Consider the following 22,875-nt stretch of genomic DNA (forward strand, 5'->3'; position numbering starts at 1 on the left):
CCGGCGTGTGTCCGCGGCGGGGCGCCCCCGGCGGGACGCCCCCGGGGGGACGGCGCCCCGGCGCGCCCCCGTGCCGGGCCGTCAGCCGCGGCCGGCGTTCCTGGCGGCCCGGTCGGCGGCGATGGCCAGAAGCTCGTCCAGGTCGTACTCGGCCTGCCGGGGCGTGCCGTACCGGGTGATCTTCCCCCGGCTGGCCCACTTCCGGATGGTCGCCTCGGTCACCCCGGTGGCCAGGGCGGCGAGCTGGGTCGGCACCGTGCGCCGCGGTCTGCCGTTCATCCGGAGGCTCCTGTACGGCCGCGGCGCGTGCCGCCGCGGCCCGTGCGACGCCTTACGGTCTTCGCGTGCCTGTATGGCCCCGTCTTTGTGGCCATGCCTCGCCCCGATTCCTTGCCTGGTAGCTCTTGCCGCTCGATCGCGCGGATTGCGCGTCTTCTGTGCGGACCGCCGCGGGCGGAACAGAAGAAGTACGGCGGCCGGTCCGCCCGAAATCGGCCGCCCCGCCTTCGCGAGATCCCGGACCCGGTGCCCGCGGGACCTCCCGCTCGCCGTGCTCCCGTATCGGAATCACCCACGTTCGATTTCTTCGATCGTTGAGAATTCCCGGCGGGGCCCGGTGGTACGGGCCGCCCCGGCCCGGTACCGCTCAGCCGCGGCCGCTGGTGACGTTTTCCGTCCGCCCCGGTGCCGCGCGGGACGCCCTGGTCAGGCGAGCGGCACAGTTTTCCGGTGCCAGGTCGGCGGTGAATGACGAACCGGTGATCAGGCTGGAACCCGGCATTCCTGGTATCCGTCCGTAAGTCTGACCGTGGTCGGGACATGGCAGATGGCTCCGGCACGGGCCGCTTGTCCTGCCATTCGCACATATCTGCCAGGGGGCGGCCGAGCCGGTTACTCGCTACGAGAGTGAGCAAGAAGGCTGTCCCGAGTCAAGCCCTCCGACCTTGTCCGCTCGGCATGTCCTTCGAGCGGGGCAGTCATTGACAAGCCTTCGGCGCGTCTGTCACGCTTTTCGGCGTGGCACACGTGTGCCCGAGGCCGTAATCTTCCGCCCGCCGGGCCCGGTTTTCCGGGCCGCGTGTCATCGCCGGCCGTCCGGTCGGCGCCGCGGGGCCTCACGCCTCTTCTCCGGGACCAGTTGATCCATGAGCGGCCGCAGCGGGCCGCTTTTCTCATTCCCCGGGCATCGTGCGCCGCCCTGCCGCCACGCGCCGCCGGCCGCCGCCCCGAGGACGAGCCGAACGCACAGCGGAGCTCCCGTCCGCCCGGGCGCACGAGCCCCACCGCGAATCGACGCCGAGCGCATCCACCGGAAGGACCGCATCCCGCCATGACCCCTCCCCTCCCGCCCGTCGTCGGCCCCCTGTGGGCCCGCGACCACCGGGGCGACCTCATCCTGGCCGACGTGCGCTGGTACCCCGACGGGCGCGACGGACAGGCCGCCTACCGCGCCGGGCACCTGCCCGGCGCGGTCTGGGTCGACCTCGACACGGTGCTGTCCGGCCCGCCGGACGACCGCGCCGGCCGACACCCCCTCCCGCACCCGGCCGCCTTCGCCCGCGCGCTCGGCGACCTGGGCATCGGCGACGACGCCGTGGTCGTCGCCTACGACGACCACGGCGGCGCCTTCGCCGCGCGGCTGGTGTGGCTGCTCCGCCGCATCGGCCGCCAGGCCGCCCTGCTCGACGGCGGCCTCGCCGCCTGGCCCGGCCGGCTGGAGACGGGCCGGGTGACACTCCCGCCCGTGGCGCGGCGGCCGGTCGCCTGGCCGCCGGAGCGCATCCGGTTCGCCGACGCGGTGGCCCGGGCCGCCGCGACCGGATCCGCCGCCGTCCTCGACGCCCGCGCGCCCTACCGCCACTCGGGCAGCACCGTGCCGCCCGCCGACGCCCGGCCCGGGCACGTCCCCGGCGCGGTCCACGCGCCCTGGACGGCGAACCTGGCCACCGACGGCACCTTCGCGCCGCCGCGCCGCCTGCGGGAGCGCTACCGGAGCCTGGGCGTGACGGCGGGCCGGGACGTGATCGTCTACTGCGGCAGCGGCGTGACGGCCTGCCACGACCTGCTGGCCCTGGAGCTGATCGGCGTGGACACCGCCGCGCTGTACCCCGGAACCGGGTCCGGCTGGCCGGCGGCGCAGGACCGCCCGGCGGCCGGGCGCGAGCAGCCCCGCACCGGGCCGGCCACCGGGCCGCGCCCGCGGCGGGCACGGGGCGGCCCACGACGGGCCTGACGCCGCGTCCGGCCGGCGGACGCTCCTCCCGGCGCCGGCCGGCCACCCGCTCCGCCGACCACCTGCTCCGCCGGCCGCTCGCTCCGCCGGCCGGTCGCCCGCCGCCGTCCGGGACCGGTCCCGCGGGCCCGCCCTTACCGTGGACCGCACGAGGGCCCGAGGGGCGGGGGACCTCACGGAACACCGAGAGCACGTGGCGAGCCCGGGACGGGGGAGGGGCTCGCCACGTCGGGGAAGGGGCGCCGTGCCCGCCGGGCGCGGCGCCCCCGCCGGGTCACCGCGCGGCACGCAGCGCCCGGCCCGCCGCCGTGCCGCCCAGCTCCGCCGCCGCCAGGCCGGCGGCGCGCAGCGCGCTGTTCACCGCCACCTCGCTCAGCAGACCCGGCGCGGCCACCTCGTCCCCGGCGAGGTAGATCCCCTCCGCGTAGCCCACCGGCGGGCGGTCCCGCCACGTCGTGCCCGGCAGGTCCAGCGCCCCGGTCCGGCCGGCCGACAGGCTCGTACGGCTCCAGGCCACGCGCTCCCGCCAGCCGGGCGCGGCCAGGTCCAGCAGGCGCTCGGCCCGCGCCAGGCCCGCGCTCTTCGGCTCCTCCCGGCGCAGCGGCACCTCGGTCTGTACCAGGGAGTGGCCCGCGGGCGCGACGGTGGGATCGGGCAGGCTGTAGCGCTCGACGAACCCGCCGCCGTCGAGGTCGGAGACGAGGAACAGGTCCCCCCGCGCCCGCCGCAGCCCCACGTCCATCAGCACCGCGCGCCCGCTCTCGCCGCGCAGGCCGTCGTCGCCGAGCAGGCGGCGGGCCGCGGCGAGCGAGGTGGCGACGACGACCGGGCCGGGCGGCAGAGAGTCCAGGGAGTCCACGTGCGAACCGGTCGCGACGCGCACGCCCAGCTCCTGGGCGCGCGCGGCCATCCGGTCCACCAGCGGCCCCCAGCCGCCGACGAGGTAGCGGGCGGCCGGGTAGCCGGGCCGGGTCAGCCGCAGCACGCGCTCCCACACGAACGCGGCGGACAGCCGGCCCGGGTCGGCCTCGTACGTGGCCACGCCGACCAGGCCGCACAGCGCGGCGGTCGCCTCGGGCCCGAACCGCTCGCCGGCCCAGTCGCCGAACGCCCGGTCCACCGGCGCCGCGAGCCGGCGGCTCAGGGCCGGGCGCAGCGCCCCGGGCGGCACGCGGCGCAGCCGCCCCTGGTGCAGGAAGCGCAGCCCGGCCAGGGCGCCCAGGCCCGGGCGGGCGTACGGCCGGTGCAGGCCGCGCGCGGCGAGCCAGCGCCAGGGCGCGCCGTCGCTGTAGAAGGCGTGCGGGCCGTCGCCCGCGCGGTAGGGCGCCGGGGTGGTGCGGGCCCGCCCGCCGAGGGTCGCGTGGGCCTCGTGCAGGACGACCGGCGCGCCGCGCTCGGCGGCGGCGATGGCGGCGGTGAGCCCGGCGAGCCCGCCGCCGACGACGGTGACGACGGCGCCGGCGCGGGTCGTGGCAGTGGTGTTCTCGTTCATGCCCCCTTGGACGGACCGCGCCCCCCAGCCCGTGACATCCCCAGCCCGTGACATCCCCACTCCGTGACGTCCGCGGCCAGTGACGCCCGCGGCCCGCGGCCCGCGGCCACGGGCCGCGCGCGCGGCCCGCCGCTCAGGCGGCGCCGGAGGGCACCAGGTGCCCGAGCTTGTCGGGGTTGGCGATCAGGTACACCGCCTGCACCAGCCCCTCCGCCACGTCCAGCGCGAAGAGGGTGTGCGGGCGGCCGCACGAGGTGACCAGGAACGCCGGGCCGCCGTTGACCTCCAGCGGCACCAGCCCCGGCTCGGGCACGGAGCGGCCGGCGACGGCCACCAGGAAGCGGCCGACCTTGTCCGCGCTCTCGATGACCCGCAGCGGCGCCTTCGCCTTGCCGCCGCTGTCGCCCACCAGCCGTACGCCGGAGGCCAGGACGCCCAGCAGCCCGTCGAGGTCGCCCCGGGTGCAGGCGGCGAGGAACCGCTCGGTCAGCCGGGCGCGCTCCGCCTGGTCCACCTCGAAGCGCGGCCGCCGCTCCCGCACGTGCGTTCTGGCGCGCGCGGCGAGCTGCCGCACGGCGGGTTCGCCGCGGTCGAGGACGCGCGCGATCTCCCCGTACGGGTACCCGAACGCCTCCCGCAGCACGAACACCGCCCGCTCCAGCGGGGACAGCGACTCCAGGACCACCAGCATCGCGAGCGAGACCGACTCGGCGAGCACGGCGCGCTCCGCCGCGTCGGGCGCGGTGTGGCCGAGGTCGGTCACCAGCGGCTCGGGCAGCCAGGGGCCCACGTACGCCTCGCGGCGGGAGCGCACGTGCCGCAGCCGGTCGATGGCCAGCCGGGTGGTGATCCGTACGAGGTAGCCCCGCGCGTCGGCCACGGCGGCGGTGTCCGCGGCCGCCCAGCGCAGCCACGCCTCCTGGACGACGTCCTCGGCGTCGGCGACCCGGCCGAGCATCCGGTAGGCCACCCCGGCCAGGACCGGCCGGTGCGCCTCGAAGACCTCGGCGGCGTCGCCGCCGGCGGCCGCGCCGCCACCGCCGCGCGGCTCGCTGCCCGCCTCGGCGCCGCCTGTCACGCCGCCATCCAAACCCGGCCGGCGGCCGCCTGTCCAGCCGCGGGGCCGCGGCCCGCGCGGGCGCGGACTACAGCGCTCCGGCGTCGCGGGCCGTCCACATCGAGGGGTACAGCGGCCGCCAGCCCAGGTCCTCGCGGAGGCGGCCGGTGGCGGGGAGGGCGAACCACGGGTCGGTGTCAGCACGCTCCCACATGCCCTCGGGCACCGCCGCGCCGTTGATCTGGTGCAGCTCCACCGCGGTCGCCGGCGCGTCGGCGGCGATGTTGTACGCGCGCCCGGCCGCCACCGCGCGCGGGGCGCGCGCCAGTCGCAGCAGCGCCTGGGCCACGTCGGCGTGGTGCACCATCGCCATCCGCTGGTTGCCGGCCCAGCCGCCCGCCCACCCCAGGGACTCCGCCAGGTGCGGGTCGCCGTCCCCGTACACGAAGGCCAGGCGGCCGATCCGCACGTCCAGACCCAGGTCCCGGTGCAGGCCCAGCAGGTCCCGGTCGGCCTCGGCCTTCGACGCGGCGTACGCGCCCCACATCGGGCCGCCCGGCACCGGCTCGTCGTCCTCCGCCAGCATCCTGCCGCGCCCCGCCCCGTACACCAGGATCGTGCTGACCTGGACGAACCGGACGTCACCCGCCGAGGCCGCGGCCCGGGCCAGGCCCACCGCGGCGTCCCGGTTGACCGCCCACGCCTCCTCGTCCGGCACGCCGCGGAAGGCCGCGGCCACGTTGACCACCACGTCCGCCCCGTCCAGGGCCGCACGCGCGTCCCCGTAGTCGCGCAGGTCGCCCACCGCGACCTCGGCGCCGAGCGACGCGAACGGCGCGCCGCGCTCCGCGTCGCGCACCAGTACCCGCACGCCGTCGCCCGGGCGCCGCCAGGCCAGCAGCCGCGGCACCAGCCGCCGCCCCACCCTGCCGGTCGCGCCCGTCACCAGGATCCGCATGTCATGGCCTTCCCGTCGGTCGTCGTCCCCGCCGGCTCCCCGGCCGGCGGCCCGCCGCAAGCCTGCGGCGGCGCGCGGCGGGGCAGGAGAGACCCGGGTATCCAGGGACCGGCGGTCCCTGGATACGCGGCGGCCGTCCGGCGACCCTTGAAGCGTGAACCGATCCGAGCTCGCCGACTTCCTGCGCCGCTGCCGCGCCCGTCTCACCCCCGCCGACGTCGGCCTCGCACCGGGCGCGCGCCGCCGCACGCCGGGGCTGCGCCGGGAGGAGGTCGCCCAGCTCACCGGCATGTCCACGGACTACTACACGCGCCTGGAACAGGCCCGCAGCCCGCGCCCGTCCCGCCAGATGCTCACCGCGCTGGCGCGCGCCCTGCGGCTCACCGACGACGAGCGGGACCACCTCTTCCACCTCGCCGGAGAGGAGCCGCCGCGCCGCCGGGGCGGCTCGCGGCAGGTGCGCCCGGGCCTGCTGTGCGTCCTGGAACGGCTGTACGACACCCCGGCGCAGGTGCTCAACGACTGGGGCGAGGTCCTGGCGCAGAACGCGATGGCCGTGGCCCTGGTCGGCGACGTGTGCGCCCGCCCGCCGGCCGAGCGCAACATCATCCGCGAGTTCTTCACCGCCCGGCCCGGCCGGTCTCTGACACCCCTCGAAGACCGCGCGGGGCACGCGCGTGTGCACGTCGCGAACCTGCGGGCCGTGCTCGCCGCCCGTCCCGACGACCCGGGTCCGGCGGAGCTGGCCGCGGAGCTGCGGGCGGGCAGCGAGGAGTTCGCCGCGCTGTGGGAGGAGCACGAGGTCGCCGTGCGCCGCCCGTCGGTCAAGCGCTTCCTGCACCCCGTGGTGGGTACCCTCGACCTGGAGTGCGAGGCGCTGCTGAGCACCGCGCACGACCAGCGGCTGGTCGTCTACACGGCCCGGCCCGGCACCGACTCGGCCCGGCGCCTGGCGCGGCTGCGGGCGGCCGCCGGACCGAGCGGGCCGCAGGTCCCGGTCGAGTCGCAGGGCCCCGGACAGGCCCGTCCTGTCCCGGCCGGCGGCGCCCGCGGCTGAGCGCGCCCCCGGCGGGCGGGCCCGCGGGTCCCCGCGGCGGCGCGGTCAGCCGGGCGGCGGCGCGTCGGCCAGCTCGCGGGCCAGGTCCCGCGCCACGTGCGCCCAGTGGTCCCGCAGGTAGAAGTGGCGGCCGGAGTACAGCCGGACCGTCGTGCGGCCGGTGGTGTACGCGGCCCAGTCGTCCAGGCTGCGCGGCTCGACCGCCGTGTCCCCCCGGCCGCCGAAGGCCGCGATGGGGCAGTCGACGGGCGCGCCCTCGCGGTGGCGGTAGGCCAGGTACGTGGGCACCTCGGCCCTGGCCAGCGCCGTCCACGCGGCCGAGTACAGCCGGGTGTCCCAGGCCACTTCGGCGACCAGCGGCAGCAGCAGGGACAGCGGCTTGGACCGGTTCGCCGCGATCAGGTGCTCCCATCGGCGCGGCGCCCAGGCCGCGGAGACCGCCAGCAGGACGGGCCCGGGGGACAGCTGCCGCGCCACCTCGTAGGCCAGCAGGCCGCCGCTGCAGTGGCCGAACAGCGCGATGCCGCGCCCCGCGGCGTCGCGCCGGACGACCTCGGCGAGCGTGCGGATCAGCTCGCGCAGGTCGCGGACGGCGGGTTCGGCGGCGCGGCGGCCGTGCCCCGGTATCTCGATCGCACGCGCTTCGGCGGCGGGCAGGGCGTCCCCCAGGGGCGCGTAGAAGGCGGCGGGCGCCCCGAGGAACGGCAGGCAGTACAGGCGCACCCGCGCCTCGCTCCGGGGCGCGGGCACGTACGTCCACGAGGCGCGGGCGCCCGGCGTCGGCTGACCTGTCGTCACCAGAGTGCTCCTCACGCGCGTGGTGGCGGGGGCGGACGGACTCCTCCCCGGCCCGGGTGATGCCCGTCCGAGCCCCGCCGCACCCCCGGCAGTGGTCCTCTACGCCCGGGAAACGGGTGCATTGCCGCTCTGGGGGCGCATTCTGTCGAGTCGTCCTCGATGCCCTTTGCGTCTCCTTCACCCATTGGTGGGGTTTGAGGCCCTGAGTCATCCGTGCGAGGAATTCCTGGGTACGCCCCGGATGACGGAACGGACTCGGCCGTATGGAGGCGCGCGTGTCGGTGGCGGTCACGGGTGCCACGGGTTTTCTGGGACTGCACCTCGTCAGGGAGCTGCTGCGGCGCGACCGGACGGTCGTCGTGCTCACCCGCCCCGGCCCGGTGCCGGCCGCCGAGCGGATCCGGCGCTTCCTGGCCGCCACCGGCGTGCCCGAGGCCGAGACCAGGCGCGTGACGCGGCGGGTGCGGGCCGTGGAGGCCGACCTCGGCCGCCCCGGCCTGGGCTTGGCCCCCGACGCGTACCGGCGGCTCGCCGACGACGTCGACGTGCTGTGGCACTGCGCCGCCGACACCTCCCTCGCCGCGCCCCTGGCGGCCCTGCGGCGCGTCAACGTGGAGGGGACCCGGCACGTGCTCGCCCTCGCCGCGGCGGGCGCCCGCGCGCCCCTGGTCTGCCACGTCAGCACCGTGGCGGTGGCCGGCGCGCGGCGGCACGGCACCGTTCTGGAGAGCGACCTGGACGCGTCCCACGGCTTCCACACCCCCTACGAGCAGTCGAAGTTCGAGGCCGAGCTGCTGGTGCGCCGGTGGGCGCGGGAGCACGGCGGGCGCGCCCTCGTCGCGCGCCCCAGCGGCCTGGTCACCCGGCGTCCCCTGCCGGGCGGGCCGCCGGACATCCTGCGGACCGTCGCCGACGCCCTGGGCACCGCCCGGCGCGCCTGCCCCGGTCTGGTGGCCGCGGACGGCGCCTTCACCCTCCACGGCTTCGACGCGGAATCTCGGACCAACCTGCTCCCGGTGGAGCACGCCGCCGCCGTCCTGGCGGAACTGCCCAGGGCCGGGCCGCACGCCCCGGCCGCCACCTACCACCTGGTCCACCCCTACGACGTGCCGATAGCCCAGGTGACCGCCGCGCTGGGACGGCACCTCGGCGTCACCGTCCGGCTGGGCCGCGAGTCCGGCGCGGCCCTCGGCGACACCGAGCGCGCCGTGCGGCGGTGGTTCGCGATGTACGTGTGCTGGCTGCGCGTCACCCGCCGCTACGACGCGGGCAACCTGGACCGCCTCGGCCTGCCCGTGCCGCCGCCCGCGCGCGTCGACGAGGACTACCTCGTCGACAGCCTGAGCCGACCGCGCGTTCCCGGACAGGAGGCGAGCCGTGCGCCAGCCCGCTGAGGACCCGCGCCCCGCCCGCGACCCGGCGGCCGACCGGCCGGACGCGATAGCCGTCGTCGGCGCCGCCTGCCGGCTGCCCGGCGACATCCTGTCGCTGGACGCCCTGTGGGAGGTGCTGGCCGAGGGCCGCGACCAGGTCACCGAGGTCCCCGCCGACCGCTTCGACGCCGCCCGCTTCCTGGACCCCGTCCCAGGCCGCCCGGGCCGGACGTACACCGCCGCCGGCGGCTTCCTCGGCGACATCGCCGGGTTCGACGCCGCGTACTTCGGCATGTCCCCCCGGGAAGCCGCGCGCGTCGACCCCGCCCAGCGGATGCTGCTGGAGATGGCCGTGGAAGCGGTGGACGACGCCGNTGCTGCTGGAGATGGCCGTGGAAGCGGTGGACGACGCCGGTTACGACCCGGCGTCGCTCGCCGGCTCCGACACGGCCGTCTTCGTCGGCTGCTCGGGCCCGGCCTACGGTGTCCTGCAGAGCAGAAGCCCGGCCGACGCGGAACACGCGGCCGACGCCTACAGCATGTCCGGGATGGCCGTGGCGAACACCGCCAACCGCGTCTCCCACTTCCTCGACCTGCGCGGCCCCAGCGCGGCCGTCGACACCGCCTGCTCCTCGGCGCTGACCGCCGTGCACCATGCCTGCGAGGCGCTGCGCACCGGCCGCAGCCGGCTGGCCCTGGCGGCCGGCGTCAGCCTGCTGCTCTCCCCGTTCGACTACGTGGGCTTCGCCGCCGCCTCGATGCTGTCGCCCACCGGGCGGTGCCGGGCGTTCTCCGCGGACGCCGACGGGTTCGCCCGCGCCGAGGGCGGCGGCCTGGTCGTCCTCAAGCCCCTGCGGCAGGCGCTGGCCGACGGCGACCGGGTGCACGCCGTGATCCTCGCCAGCGGGGTCAACTCCGACGGCCGCACCCAGGGCCTCGTCCTGCCCAGCGCGCGGGCCCAGGAGGACCTGCTGCGCGAGGTGTACGCGCGGGCCGGCGTGCACCCCGGCGACATCGGCTACGTCGAGGCCCACGGCACCGGCACCCCGGTGGGCGACCCGATCGAGTGCCAGGCCCTCGGCGGCGCCCTCGGCCCCGGCCGCCCGGCCGACCGCCCCCTGCCGATCGGCTCGGTCAAGTCCAACCTCGGGCACCTGGAGGCGGCGTCCGGCATGCCCGCGCTGCTGAAAGCCGTGCTGGTGCTGCGGCACCGGACCATCCCACCCACCCTGCACGCCCGGCCGCTCAGCCCCGCCATCAACTTCGCGGCCCTGCGGCTGCGCCCGGTCACCGAGCCGTGCCCCCTGGAACCAGCCGGCCGGCCGGTCGTCGGCGTCAACTGCTTCGGCTTCGGCGGGTCCAACGCCCACGTGGTCCTCGCCGCCCCGCCCCCGCCCGCCGCGGCCGCGTCCCGCCCGGCGCCGCGCCGCGGCCTGCCCGTCGTCGTGTCGGCCGAGACCCCCGCCGCCCTTCAGGAGGCGGCAGGGCGCCTGGCCGACCGCCTCGACGCCGCCGCCGACGAGGAGTTCTACGACCTGGCGTACACCGCCTGCCGCCGCCGCGGGCACCGCGCCCACCGGTTCGCTGTCCTGGCCGGCGGCCCGGCCGCCGCCGCCCGGCTGCTGCGCGAGCGCGCCGAGCCCGGCGACCGCCCGCCGCGCCCGCCCGTCCCCGGCACCCGCGGCGCGGTGGCGTTCGTGCTGTCCGGAAACGGCTCGCAGTGGGCGGGCATGGGCGTCGGACTGCTGCGTACGGAAAGCGTCTTCCGCGCCGCGGTCGAGGAGGCCGACCAGGCCCTCGCGCCCCTGCTGGGCTGGTCGGTGGCCAAGGAGCTGGCCGCGCCGCCGGAGCGCTCCCGGATGCACCTGACCGAGGTCGCCCAGCCCGCCCTGTTCGCCTTCCAGACCGGCCTCGCGGCCCTGCTGGCCGACCACGGAATCCGTCCGGCCGCCGTCACCGGCCACAGCGTCGGCGAGATCGCCGCCGCCCACCTCGCCGGAGCGCTCGACCTGCCCGCCGCCGCCCTGGTCGTGGCCGAGCGCAGCCGGGCCCAGGCCGCCACGGCCGGCACCGGGGGCATGGCGGCCGTGGGACTGTCCGAGGCCGACGCGCGCGGGGAGCTGGCCGGCCGGCCCGGCCACCTGGAGATCGCCGCGGTCAACAGCCCCGCCGACGTGACCGTCAGCGGCGACCGGGCGGCCCTGGAGGAGTGGGGGCGCCTGCTCGCCGGCCGCGGCGTGTTCTTCCGCCTGCTGGACATCGACCACCCCTTCCACAGCCGCGCCATGGACCCGCTCGCCGGCCCGCTGCGCCGGGCCCTGGCCGGGCTGCGCCCGTCCCCCACCCGCCTGCCGTTCGTGTCCTGCGTCAGCGGAGGGCCGCTGGAGGGCACCGCCCTGGACGCCGCCTACTGGTGGCGCAACGTGCGCGAGCCCGTGCTCTTCGCCCAGGGCACCGCCGCCCTGCTGGAGTTGGGCTGCGACATCCTGGTGGAGCTCGGCCCGCACCCCGTCCTGCGCACCTACCTGCGCAGGCTCGCGGACGCCGCCGGCCACCCGGTGGCGGTCGTGCCGACCCTGTCCCGACAGGCGGCGGACGGCCAGGCCGTCGCCGCCGCGGCCGCGGACGTCCTCGCCTGCGGCGCGCGGGCCGACTGGAGCGGCCACTTCCCCGCGCCCGGCCGCGTGGCCGACCTGCCCGCCTACCCCTGGCAGCGCGAGCGGCACTACCACGGCTCGCCCGCCTGGTGGACGCGCACCTGCGGCGACGGAACCTACGACCACCCCCTCCTCGGCGAGCGCGCCGCGGTCCTGGAACCCACCTGGCACCAGCGGCTGGACCGGGCCTGCCTGCCCTGGCTGGCCGACCACCGGGTGGACGGCGCCGTGCTCATGCCCGCCTCCGGCTACGTGGAACTGGCCCTCGCGGCCGGCGGCCACACCCTCAACGACGCCGTGGAGGTGACCGCGCTGGAGTTCCAGGCGCTTGCCCTGTCCTGGGACGACGACGCCATGGACGTGTGGCTGCAGACCTCCCTGTCCGACGAGGACGGCCTGCTGCGCGTGGCCACCCGCGGCACGCACGGCGGCCCGTGGCGGCCGCAGGCCCGCGGCCGCGTGCGGCGCCTGCTGCGCGAGGCGCCCCGCCCGTTGGACCCGGCCGCCGTCCGCGCGCGCACCCGCGCGCGCCTGCCGGCCGATGAGCTGTACGCTCGCGCGGAGAAGGCCGGGATCGTCTATGGCCCCGCCTTCCGGGTGCTCGACCACCTGGACGTCGGCGACGGCGAGGTGCTGGCCCGCTTCGCCGCCGCGGACCTGCCCGCCGCCGGCTACCACGCCCACCCCGCCGTGCTGGACGGCGCCCTGCAGGCTGGCGCCCCCCTGCTGGCCGGACCCGCCACCCCGGGAGAGCCGTTCCTGCCCGCCTCTGTCGACGCCGTGCGCGCCTGGCGCCCGCTTGCCGCCACCGGCTACGCGCACGTCCGCTCCCGGTCCCGTACGGCCTGGGAGGCCCGGTGGGACGTGACCGTCACCGACCCCCACGGCCAGGTCTGCCTGGAGCTGGAGGGCTTGCGCCTGCGCCGGTACGACACCGGCTCGCTGCCCCCGCTGCGCGTCTACACCCCGGGCCTGCGCGCCGCCCCCCGCCCGGACGGCGCGCCCGCGCGCAGCACCCTGCCCGCCCCCGGCCGGGTGCTCGCCGCGGCGGGCCCGCGCATCGCCCGGATCTTCGCCGCGGACCGCCGCGCCGCGCGGTCCGCCGCCTGGCTGGCCGAGGCCACCGCCCACTTCACCGCCCGCGCCCTGGCCACCGTGCTGCCCGACCCCAGTGCGCCGTTCACCGCCGACGACCTGTACGCCGCGGGCGTCCGACCGCAGTACGCCATGCTGCTGGACCTGCTGCTGGCCAACGCCCGCGACCACGGGCTGGCCGAGCGCCCGGCCGGCGGAGCGGACCCCGCCCGGTGGCGGCTGACGGGCACGGCCGAACCGGAGCGCCTCTTCCGGGAGCTGGCGCGCCGGTGCCCCGACCGCGCGTCCGAGCTGGTCCTGCTCGGCAGGGGAGGCCGCCGCCTGGCGGACGTGCTGCGCGGCCGGTGCGACCCCCTGGAGCTGCTGTTCTCCGAACCCGAGCGGCACATCACCGAACTGCTGTACAGCTCTGCCCTGGCGGCGCCCGCCAACCACACCGCCCGGGAGCTGGTGCGGACCATGGCCGAAGGCTGGCCTGCGGACCGGCCGTTGCGGGTGCTGGAGGCGGGCGCGGGCACCGGGGGCACGACCGCGTGCCTGCTGCCGGTCCTCCCGCCCGACCGCACGAGTTACGTGTTCACGGACGTGAGCGCGAGCTTCTTCCCCCGGGCGCGCGCCCGCTTCACCCGCCACGACTTCGTCGAGTACCGCACCCTGGACCTCGCGAAGGACTGCCGCGAGCAGGAGTTCGCCGAGGGCTCGTTCGATCTCGTCGTCGCGGCCAACGTCCTGCACGCCACCCCCGACCTGCGGCAGTCGCTGGACAACGCCGGCCGCCTGCTGGCCGACGGTGGCCACCTGCTGCTGCTGGAGATCCACGACCCGCTGCCCCTGGTCCTGGTCTTCGGCCTGCTCGACACCTTCTGGCAGTTCACCGACGAGCGGGTGCACCGCCGCTCGCCGCTGCTTGCAGCCGACGACTGGAAGGCGCTGCTCGGCGACCACGGTTTCACCGGCCCCGTGCAGGCGGTTCCCGACGCCGACTACGCGCGAGAGCACTCCGTCCTGCTGGCCCGGCGCGCCGACCGGCCCGCCGCCCCGGCGCCCGCGCGGCAGGGACGCGCGGAGCAGGTGCCTGACGCCCAGGCGGGCGACACCTGGATCCTGGTGGCCGATCCGTCGCCCGGCGACGGGCTGGCCGCCGCTCTCCGCGCCGCCCTGACCGCGGCCGGCGCCGCCCAGGTGTGGACCCTCTCGCCGGGCGAGGACACCGGCCTGTGGCCCTCCCTGCTGCCGCCGGACCGCCGCGCCACCGTCGTGCTGATCGCCGACGACGGGCCCGGCGGCGGCCCGCCCGCCGAGGCGGCCACCACCCGGGCCGTGGCCTACGGAGCCGTCCTGCGCGACCTGGCCGCCGCCTGCCGCGGCCTGCCCGCGGCGGCCGCGCCCGCGCTGTGGCTGGTGACCCGGCCCGCCGCGGCCACCCCAGCGCCCGAGCCGCGGACGCCGGCCGCCGCGGCCGTATGGGGCATGACCCGGTCGTTCGCCAACGAGTTCACCGAACTGGCCGTGCGGCGCGTGGCCCTCACCCGCGGCCCGGACGCCGCCGCGGACGCCCGCCGCCTGCTGGCCGAGATCGCCGATCCCGCGCGGGACGACGAAATCGTGCTGACCCCCGCCGGCCGGTTCGTCACCCGCGTCACCGACCGGCCCCCCGCCCCGCCGTGCCCGGCCGCCCGGCCGGCGGCGCCCGGCGGGGTGGCGGCGAGCGGCCTGGCCCTGCGGGTGCGCGGCCCGGGGCCGGGCTACCGGCTGGAGTGGCGGCCGACCGCGGCCGGCGCCCCGGGGCCCGGGCAGATCGCCGTCGCCGTGCGCGCCACCGCGCTGAACTACCGCGACGTCATGCAGGCCCAGGCCCTGCTGCCGCCCCAGCCAAGCCCGGACGGTGCCGAAGGGCATCCCACAGGCTTCGAGTGCGCCGGCGTGGTCACCGCGGTCGGCGAGCACGTCACCGGCTTCGCACCGGGAGACCGGGTGTACGCCGTCGCGCCCGGCTGCGCGGCCACCCACGTCGTCACCCACGCCGCCCTGGCCGGCCCGATCCCCGAGGGCATGGACTTCGCCGAGGCCGCCACGCTGCCCATCGCCTTCCTCACCGTCCAGCACGCCCTCGGGCACCTCGCGCGCCTGGCGGCCGGGGAGACGCTGCTGGTGCACGGCGCCGCGGGCGGCGTCGGCCTGGCCGCCCTGCAGTACGCGCGCCTGCGCGGCGCCCGCGTCATCGCCACCGCCGGCACCGGCGGCAAGCGCGACCTGCTGCACCTGCTGGGCGTCGAGCACGTCCTGGACTCCCGCACCCTCACCTTCGCCGAGCACGTCCGCCAGATCACCGGCGGCCGCGGCGTCGACGTCGTCCTGAACTCCCTCAGCGGCGAGGCCATCACGCGCGGCCTGGAGTCGCTGGCCCCCGGTGGCCGGTTCGTAGAGCTGGGCAAGCGCGACTTCTACACCAACGGCCGCCTGCTGCTGCGCCCGTTCCTGCGCAACCTCGCCTTCTTCTCGGTCGACATCGGCGAGGGGGTCCTGGCCGACCCCGCGCGGGCGGCCGGACAGTTCCAGGAGCTGGTCCGGGAGGTCAGCGCCGGGCACTACCGCCCGCTGCCGCACCACGTGCACGCCGCGGCGGACGCCGAGGCCGCCTATGAGTCGGTGCGCCACTCCCGGCACGTCGGCAAGGCCGTACTCTCGCTGGACTCCGCCGACGTCTCCGACGTCCTCGGCGGCCCGGACGCCGCCGGGGCACGGGGCTCCCAGAGCCCGCGTCCGGGCCCGGCGGCGCGCCCCGCGCCCGCCGCGCTCCGCCCGGACGGCACGTACCTCGTCACCGGCGGTCTCGGCGGTCTCGGCGGCGCCACCGCGGGCTGGCTGGTGGAGCACGGAGCCCGCCACCTGGCCCTCGTCGGCCGGCGCGGCCCGGACACCCCGGGCGCGGCCGACCTCCTGCGCTCGCTGCGCGCGCGGGGCGCACGGGTCACCGCCCACGCCGCCGACGCGGCCGACCGGGCCGCGATGCGAGCCCTGTTCGACGCGCTGGACGCCGCGGGGCACCCGGTGCGCGGCGTGGTGCACGCCGCCATGCACCTGGACGACGCGTCGCTGCTCGACCTCACCGACGACCGCCTGCGGGCCGTCCTCGCCCCCAAGATGCTCGGCGCCCTGGTGCTGGACGACCTCACCCGCGGCCGCGACACCGACCTGTTCGTCCTGTACTCCTCGGCCGCCGCCCTGATCGGCAACAGCAACCAGGTGCCGTACGTGGGAGGCAACCTGGTCCTGGAGTCCCTGGCCCGCGCCCGGCGCCGGGCCGGCGAACCGGCGCTCACCGTCGCCTGGGGCGCCGTCGGCGAGATCGGCTACGTGGCCCGTACCGACGCCCCCGTCATGACGCACCGCAGGGGTCTTCCGTCCATGGCTCCGGAGGAGGTCTTCACCTGCCTCGACGGCCTGCTCGCCGAGGGCGAGACCTGTGTGACGGCCGGCCGCCTGGCCTGGGACATGGTCGGCGCGTCCCTCCCGGCGACCGACGTGCCCCGGCTGGCGCGCTTCCACCCGCGCCAGGCGCACCCGGCACCCCCCGGCGTGGCGGCCTTCCGCCGGGCCCTGGCCGCCGCCGACGTCGAGCAGGCCACCGCCCTGGCCACCGAGGCCCTGGCCGAGCTGACCGCCGCCGTCCTGCAGACCACCGCGGACCGCGTCGACCCGCACCGGCCGCTGGACCAGCTGGGCATGGACTCGCTGATGGCCGCCGAGCTGGCCGTGTCGGTCCAGCGGACCTTCGGCTGCGACCTGCCCGCCGTCGAACTGGCCGCCGTGCCCGACCTGGCCGCCCTGGCCCGGCTGATGGTGGGCCGCCTCGGCCCCGGCGAGCGGGAGCGGACGCCCGGCGCGGCGTGACCCGTTCCGGCCGGGAAGCCCCGGGCCGTACGATGGGCGTTCCGCAGGGCCGGTGCGCCCACCTGGCCGCGCCTGACCGGCCGCCCGCGGTTTCCCGGCCGGGCCGGGCGGGGCACAGGTGTCGGCGTGGGCGCCAGGCCGCACCGCCGGCTCCGCGCGCTCCCCGTACGGTCCTTGCGTACGCACCCAGACCAGGAGCCGACATGACCGTATCCCAGGAGCGGCCTGCGACAGCGGTCGCCGCGCACCCGCTGGACCCCATGAGCGCCGACGACGTGCGCGAGATCCGGCGGGTCCTCACGCGGCACGGGCTGCTCGCCGACACCGTCCGTTTCGCCTTCTGCGGCCTGGAGGAGCCGCACAAGGCGGACGTGCTGGCCTTCTCCCCGGGCGGCCCGGTCGACCGGCGCTTCCGCGTCGTGCTGCTCGACCTGTCCGACGGCACCTCCCGCGACGTGGTGGTGTCCGTCACCGGTGGCACGGTCGTCTCCCAGACGGTGCTCGACCCGGCCACCGCGGGGCAGCCGCCCATCCTCGACACTGAGTTCGAGCTGATCGAGGACATCCTCGGCCGGGACGAGCAGTGGCGCGCCGCGCTGCTGCGCCGCGGCCTGGACCCCGCGACCGTACGGGCCGTACCGCTGTCCGCCGGCGCGTACGACGACCCGGAGGAGGCGGGCCGGCGGATCGTCCGCTCGCTCGGGTTCGTGCAGCTCCACGACCGGGACCACCCGTGGGCGCATCCGGTGGACGGCCTCGCGGCGTACGTCGACCTCACCCGGCGCCTGGTGACCCGGATCGTCGACCACCGCGACCTGCCCGTCCCGCGCGAGCCGGGCAACTTCGACGACCCCGGGCAGACCGGCCCGCCGCGCACCACGCTCAAACCGATCGAGATCACCCAGCCGGAGGGCCCGAGTTTCACGGTCGAGGGACACCTGGTGCGCTGGCAGAACTGGACCCTGCGCATAGGTTTCAACGAACGCGAGGGCCTGACTCTGCATCAGGTCGCCTTCGACGGACGCCCGGTGGTCTACCGCGCGTCGGTCGCGGAGATGGTCGTGCCGTACGCCGACCCGTCGCCCGTGCGCTTCTGGCAGAACTACTTCGACTGCGGCGAGTACATGTTCGCCCGCTACACCAACTCGCTGGAGCTGGGCTGCGACTGCCTGGGCGAGATCCGCTACCTCGACGCCACCGTGGCCGACGACCTCGGCGAGCCGCGCACCATCGGCAACGCGATCTGCCTGCACGAGGAGGACTACGGGGTGCTGTGGAAGCACACCGACATGTTCGCCGGCTCGCGGGAGACCCGCCGCCAGCGGCGGCTGGTGGTCTCCTTCTTCACCACGATCGGCAACTACGACTACGGCTTCTACTGGTACCTCTACCTGGACGGGACCATCCAGCTGGAGGCCAAGGCCACCGGTGTGCCCTTCACCTCCGCCTACCCGGCGCAGGGGCACCCGTACGCCACCGAGGTGGCGCCGGGCCTCGGCGCCCCGTACCACCAGCACCTGTTCTCGGCGCGCTTGGACATGTGCGTCGACGGGCCGCTGAACGCCGTGGACGAGGTGGAGGCCGCACCGGTGCCGCCCGGCCCGGACAACCCGTACGGCAACGCGTTCCGCGAGGCGCGCACCCGGCTGGCGTCCGAGTCCCGGGCGGCCCGGACGGCCGACCCGGGCCGGGCACGCGCGTGGCACGTCGTCAACCCGCGCGTGCGCAACCGCTTCGGCCGCCCGGTGGGGTACGCGCTGTACCCCCAGGGGCAGCCGACGCTGCTGGCCGACCCGTCGTCCTCGGTGTACGCGCGCGCGGCGTTCGCCACCCGGCACCTGTGGGTCACCCGCTACGACCCCGACGAGCGCTATCCGGCCGGGGACTTCGTCAACCAGCACCCGGGCGGTGCCGGGCTGCCCGCCTGGACGGCCGCGGACCGGCCGCTGGACGGCGAGGACATCGTGCTGTGGCACACCTTCGGGCTGACCCACTTCCCGCGCCCCGAGGACTGGCCGGTGATGCCGGTGGACCACGCCGGGTTCACCCTGAAGCCGGTCGGCTTCTTCGACCGCAACCCGACCCTGGACGTGCCCGCGAGCGGAGGCCACTGCCACGGCGGGTGAGGGGCCCGGCGCGGGCCGCGCCCGGGCGGACGCGGCCCGCGCGTGCGGGCGCCGTGCCGGTCAGGGCAGCGGAATCCGTACGACCTGCGGGTCGTGGTCGCTGAGCTGGGCGGCGAACTCGGCGTTGACGTGCACAACGTCGTACGCGTACGCCGTCGCCGCCAGGGCAGGCGACAGCAGGATGTGGTCGAGCACCTGGGAGTTGCCCTCGAACACGTAGGTGTAGCGCTCTGCGGCCGGGAGCGTGCGCGGCAGGTCCACCAGCGCGCCGTTCGCGGTGAGGATGTCCGTGGTCTGCGAGAACTCGAAGTCGTTGAGGTCGCCGAGCACGATCACGGCGGCGTTCGGGTCGACGGCGCGGATCTGGTCGACGAAGCCCTTCACGACCGTGGCCTGGTTGTGCCGCTGGGTCTCCGAGGGGTGCGAGGGCGGCTGGTAGCGGCCGGACAGGGGCTGGTCGCCGCCCTTGGAGTTGAAGTGGTTGGCGATGACGAACACCGGCCGCCCGTTCCAGGTGAACTCCCCGGCCAGCGGCTTGCGGCTGGCTGAGAAGGCGGAGTCGGCCGGGTCGATGCGCCCGGGGGAGTAGCGCAGCGACGGCACGCCCGCGGTGTTCACCACCGCGTTGGCCGTGGTGGCGGTCGCGCCGGGCCGGTCGGTGAAGGCCAGGCCGCGGTCGGTGCGGTAGAGGAAGACCTGCCGGATGTTGCCGCCGGGCTCGCCGCCGTCCGCGTCGTTGACGGGGTTGATCTGCCGGTAGCTGTAGGACGGGCCGCCGGCGGCGGTGATCGCCGCGATCAGCTTGCCCATCGTCTGGTCGCAGGCCACCACGCCGTTGTCGGTCGCCCCGTTGTTGTCCTGGATCTCCTCCAGCGCCACCAGGTCGGGCGACCTCAGACGGGACACGATCTGCCCGGCCAGGCCGTCGAACTGCGACTGCGGGTCGCCCGGGTCGAGGTTCTCCACGTTGAAGGTGGCGACGGCCAGCTGCCCGGCGGACGGCGTGGCGGTGGTCTCCGGCGCGATGCCGCCGCCGGCGGCCGTGGGGGAGGCGGTGACGAGCAGCTTGGCGTTGCCGAAGGAATAGTCGAGCACGCCGGCGGTGGCACCGGAGAGCGTGTCGCCCACGTTCACCGCCGGGGTCGCGGCGAGTACGTCGTCCAGCAGCACGCGCTCCGGGTTGGCGTCGTTCGCCTGGAGCACGATGCCGCCGCGCGTGGTGCGCGTGGTGCTGCCCGGCGGGACGACGGGGATCTCGCCGAAGGAGCTGCGCGGGCCGACGACCGCGGCGTTGTCGATCTCGACGCGCATGCCCTCCATCGACTCCCAGAAGTCCAGGCCGTCAGCGGCCGGGTCGAAGGTGCCGCTGGTCTCCACGTCGCCGGTCGCGTCGTCCTCGATGACCGCCGAGGGCGGGACGCGGCCCCCGCTGCCGACCACCGTGGGCGCGGGCAGGGGTGCGTTGTGGGCCACCACGCCGACCGTGGGGGAGGTGATCTCCGTGGTGGTCAGGTTGGTGGTGCCGCCGCTGCCGCCCGGGCGGAACTCGCTGACCGTGCCGCTGACCGTGACCGAGTCGGCGACCGCGACGGCCGGCGCGGAGGCGGTGTAGACGAAGACGCCTTCGCTGGTCGCCGGGTTGGCGTCCGGCTGCGGGTCCTGGAGCCAGAAGCCGGTGCCGGACTTGGCGGTTACCACGCCGGGCACGTCGCTGACCTGCTGCGTGTTCTTCGGCGAGAGGTGTGCGGCGCCCTGGATGTCGCGGACGCGCACGCCCGTGCCGCCGCCGGAGGCCGCGTTGCGCGGGGTCGGCGCGGCGGCCTGGAAGTCGGCGGAGTTGCTGTCGGTGTCGGTGGCGCCGCCGCCCGCGCGCAGCGCCGCGGTGGTGTTGGACAGGCCGGGGGCGGGCGCCGTCTCGTACGAGCTGGCGGTGCTGCCGTAGCCGACCAGGTCACGCACGCCGGGCTGGGTCGCGCACCCGGTGGCGCAGGTCAGCGCCGTGGTGCTGGTGACCAGGGCCACCTTGCCGGCGGTCGCGCCCAGCGCGATGGTGCCGGTGGCGTCCGGGGCCGGCAGCGGCGAGCCGGAGCCCGCGCCCGCCGCCTCCTGCACCAGGTAGTGGGCGCCCGGCGCGATGGTGCCCGACAGGGTCGTCCGCGACCAGGAGGAGCCGGTCGCGGAGGCGTACTGCACGCTCCAGCCGGTGAGGCTGACCGCGCTCGCGCCGCGGTTGTACAGCTCGATGAAGTCGTTGGTGTACGGGGCGCCGGTGTTGCCCCCGCCGCCGTAGACCTGACTGACCACCACGTCGGGCGACACGGCGTGGGCCTGGCCGCCGGTGACGACCGGCAGGACGCCGGCCGCGGCGGCGGCGCAGAGGGCGAGGGCCAGGCCGCGTCGACGGCCTGTCAGGAGGGGGCTGGGGTCCGGGTCCCGGGGCCCTGCCGGGGCCGGGTGTCCCGTCTGCCGCGGGTCTCGTGCTGGGTGCGGGTGTGGTGCCGGGTACGGGCGTCTGCTGACCGGTCGCATCGCGTTCCTCCCCATGGACGGCGCATCGGGCGACGAAGCCACGTGACATGTACCGGGTCGGCCGGGGGTCCGTCTACGCGCGTGGCGCGCCTGCCGTCCCGTGTTCGTCCCGCGTTCTCCTGACGGACTTTCCGCGGTACGCCCGGGGCCGCGCGGCGGGCTCGCGGGCGGCGGGTGCGCGGGCGCGGGGGGTCGGCACGGTCGCGACCGGAGCCGCGAGGCCTGGCGGGGCGCCTTCGGCGGAACGAGTCCAGGGCGGCGCGGCGGCGGAACGCGGCGGTCCGGTGGGTGCGCCGGAGGACGCGTCCGGGGGTGGGCCGGTAGTACGGTCGGGGTGCGCCGGGGATACGGCCGGGGGTGGGCCCGGGGGCGTGGGAAGCGGGTCGGGCGGGGCGGGAAAACTTCTCGGGGCCCGCCGGGAACAAAGCGGCGTGAGGCCGGGTCCAATCTCCGTGCTCATCAACGATTCGAGGGAGCGGCTGCCGAGGCGGGCCGGGCATGTCCTGGCCGTCGACTTCGGCACGTCCACCACCTGCGCCGTGCTGGTGCGCGCCGACGGGCGCGACCGGCTGGTGAAGGACCCCCTGAGCGGGTCCTGGCGCTGGCCCTCGGCCGTCTTCCTGGACGGCGACCGGCTGCTGTTCGGCGCGGCGGCCCACGCGCGGCGGCAGCGGGACCCCGCCCGCTATCTGCGGGAGTTCAAGCGGTTGCTCGGCGCCGAGGAGCCGGTGCGGCTGGGCCCGGCGGCCTTCTCCTGCACGGCGCTGGTGGCGCGGCTGCTGGCCGAGCTGCGCCGGACGGCGGAGGCCGCGCTGCCCGCCGGCGAGCGGGTCACCCGAGCCGTCGCCACGGTCCCGGCGGGCTACCAGCCGGACGACCCGCGCTGGACGGCCATGCTCGACGCGTGCGCCGACGCCGGATTCGCCGATGTCGAGCTGCTGCCCGAGCCGGTCGCCGCCGCGCTGGGTGCCGACGCCGCACCGCCTCCGGGCACCCCGGCCACCGTGCTGGTCTACGACTTCGGGGGCGGCACCTTCGACGCCGCGCTGTTACGGTACGGCGGCGGTCCGGGCCCGGGCGGCGGGCCGGAGGTGCTGGGCCACGCCGCGCTCGACACGTGCGGCGGGCGGGACATCGACGGCGCGCTGACCCGCTGGCTGCGCGAGACCCGCGGAGCCTGGCTCGACCCGCTGCTGGCCGCTCCGGACGGGGCCGGGCTGGGCCACACACTGGCGCTCGGCGACTTCGCGCGCCGCCTGAAGCACCAGCTCAGCGGGGTGACGGAGGTCGAGGACCGGTTTCTCCCGGGCCTGCCCGCGGTGCGGGTGACGCGCGAAGACCTGGAGCGGCTCGCGGGGGACGCCCTCGCGCGCACCGTCGACTGCTGCCGAGACCTGCTGCGGCGCTGCGGGGTCGGCCCCGGCGAGGTGGGCCGCGTCCTCATGGCCGGGGGCAGCTGCCGGATGCCCGCGGTGCGGGCCGCGCTGGCCGGCCTGCTGCGGCGGCCCGTCACCCCCCTGGACGACCCCGACCTGGCCGTCGCGCTGGGCGCCGCCCGCTGGGCGGCCGACGCGGCCGCGCGCGGGCTGCCCGCCGACCCGGCGGG

12 protein-coding genes and 1 pseudogene are annotated in these 22,875 nt (G+C 77.1%); 7 read left to right on the forward strand and 6 right to left on the reverse strand.

Translation table 11 applies throughout. The features are described 5' to 3' along the window. Positions 1 to 81: 81 nt before the first annotated feature. Positions 82 to 279 (reverse strand): hypothetical protein, encoded by a 198-nt coding sequence (locus RKE29_RS13925; RefSeq protein WP_312005530.1) that lies wholly within the window; start codon positions 277 to 279, stop codon positions 82 to 84. Between the two features lie 1,051 nt (positions 280 to 1,330). On the opposite strand from RKE29_RS13925, the gene RKE29_RS13930 reads away from it, so the two are divergent. After that, positions 1,331 to 2,233 carry a sulfurtransferase gene (locus RKE29_RS13930; protein WP_312005531.1) on the forward strand — a complete coding sequence of 301 codons (903 nt, stop codon included), beginning with the start codon at positions 1,331 to 1,333 and terminating at the stop codon, positions 2,231 to 2,233. Positions 2,234 to 2,507: 274 nt separating this feature from the next. Here RKE29_RS13930 and RKE29_RS13935 read toward each other — a convergent pair whose 3' ends face one another. The 3 genes from RKE29_RS13935 to RKE29_RS13945 form a co-directional block, all read right to left on the reverse strand. Then, positions 2,508 to 3,725 (reverse strand): NAD(P)-binding protein, encoded by a 1,218-nt coding sequence (locus RKE29_RS13935; RefSeq protein WP_312005532.1) that lies wholly within the window; start codon positions 3,723 to 3,725, stop codon positions 2,508 to 2,510. Between the two features lie 133 nt (positions 3,726 to 3,858). Next, positions 3,859 to 4,803 carry an RNA polymerase sigma factor SigJ gene (sigJ, locus tag RKE29_RS13940; RefSeq protein ID WP_312005533.1) on the reverse strand — a complete coding sequence of 315 codons (945 nt, stop codon included), beginning with the start codon at positions 4,801 to 4,803 and terminating at the stop codon, positions 3,859 to 3,861. A gap of 67 nt (positions 4,804 to 4,870) precedes the next feature. Next, positions 4,871 to 5,740, reverse strand: a complete 870-nt coding sequence (locus tag RKE29_RS13945; RefSeq protein ID WP_312005534.1) for an NAD(P)-dependent oxidoreductase — start codon at positions 5,738 to 5,740, stop codon at positions 4,871 to 4,873. 154 nt (positions 5,741 to 5,894) lie between these two features. Between RKE29_RS13945 and RKE29_RS13950 the strand changes: the two genes are divergently transcribed. Further along, positions 5,895 to 6,797 carry a helix-turn-helix transcriptional regulator gene (locus RKE29_RS13950; RefSeq protein WP_312005535.1) on the forward strand — a complete coding sequence of 301 codons (903 nt, stop codon included), beginning with the start codon at positions 5,895 to 5,897 and terminating at the stop codon, positions 6,795 to 6,797. Between the two features lie 45 nt (positions 6,798 to 6,842). Here the strand turns inward: RKE29_RS13950 and RKE29_RS13955 are convergent, their stop codons facing one another. Then, positions 6,843 to 7,595 carry an alpha/beta fold hydrolase gene (locus RKE29_RS13955; RefSeq protein WP_312005536.1) on the reverse strand — a complete coding sequence of 251 codons (753 nt, stop codon included), beginning with the start codon at positions 7,593 to 7,595 and terminating at the stop codon, positions 6,843 to 6,845. Positions 7,596 to 7,870: 275 nt separating this feature from the next. Here RKE29_RS13955 and RKE29_RS13960 point away from each other — a divergent pair, with 275 nt between their 5' ends. The 4 genes and pseudogenes from RKE29_RS13960 (at position 7,871) to RKE29_RS13975 (ending at position 18,740) form a co-directional block, all read left to right on the forward strand. Next, the gene (locus RKE29_RS13960; protein WP_312005537.1) at positions 7,871 to 8,989 is read left to right on the forward strand and encodes an SDR family oxidoreductase; all 1,119 of its coding nucleotides are present in this window, start codon (positions 7,871 to 7,873) and stop codon (positions 8,987 to 8,989) included. Next, positions 8,973 to 9,245: pseudogene (locus tag RKE29_RS13965) on the forward strand (beta-ketoacyl synthase N-terminal-like domain-containing protein); the annotation flags it as partial. The gene RKE29_RS13960 and the pseudogene RKE29_RS13965, both read left to right, overlap by 17 nt. Before the next feature lie 109 nt (positions 9,246 to 9,354). Continuing rightward, on the forward strand, positions 9,355 to 16,614 hold the full coding sequence (locus tag RKE29_RS13970) for a type I polyketide synthase (RefSeq protein ID WP_312005538.1): 7,260 nt from the start codon (positions 9,355 to 9,357) through the stop codon (positions 16,612 to 16,614). A 203-nt stretch (positions 16,615 to 16,817) separates the two neighbouring features. Further along, entirely contained in the window at positions 16,818 to 18,740 is a 1,923-nt protein-coding gene (locus tag RKE29_RS13975; protein ID WP_312005539.1) for a primary-amine oxidase, read from the forward strand. Positions 18,741 to 18,800: 60 nt separating this feature from the next. Here RKE29_RS13975 and RKE29_RS13980 read toward each other — a convergent pair whose 3' ends face one another. After that, on the reverse strand, positions 18,801 to 21,059 hold the full coding sequence (locus tag RKE29_RS13980; protein ID WP_312005540.1) for a lamin tail domain-containing protein: 2,259 nt from the start codon (positions 21,057 to 21,059) through the stop codon (positions 18,801 to 18,803). Positions 21,060 to 21,721: 662 nt separating this feature from the next. Here RKE29_RS13980 and RKE29_RS13985 point away from each other — a divergent pair. Next, positions 21,722 to 22,875: Hsp70 family protein (locus RKE29_RS13985; RefSeq protein WP_312005541.1), on the forward strand; the 1,154-nt coding region annotated here is incomplete at its 3' end.

Source organism: Streptomyces sp. B1866 (assembly GCF_031932565.1).
Lineage (GTDB): Bacteria > Actinomycetota > Actinomycetes > Streptomycetales > Streptomycetaceae > Streptomyces.

Coding starts and splice junctions, on each gene's coding strand:
- RKE29_RS13935 (WP_312005532.1), bottom strand. CDS start 3,725: ATGAACGAGAACACCACTGCCACGACCCGCGCCGGCGCCGTCGTCACC.
- RKE29_RS13975 (WP_312005539.1), top strand. CDS start 16,818: ATGACCGTATCCCAGGAGCGGCCTGCGACAGCGGTCGCCGCGCACCCG.
- RKE29_RS13925 (WP_312005530.1), bottom strand. CDS start 279: ATGAACGGCAGACCGCGGCGCACGGTGCCGACCCAGCTCGCCGCCCTG.
- RKE29_RS13945 (WP_312005534.1), bottom strand. CDS start 5,740: ATGCGGATCCTGGTGACGGGCGCGACCGGCAGGGTGGGGCGGCGGCTG.
- RKE29_RS13970 (WP_312005538.1), top strand. CDS start 9,355: ATGGCCGTGGAAGCGGTGGACGACGCCGGTTACGACCCGGCGTCGCTC.
- RKE29_RS13930 (WP_312005531.1), top strand. CDS start 1,331: ATGACCCCTCCCCTCCCGCCCGTCGTCGGCCCCCTGTGGGCCCGCGAC.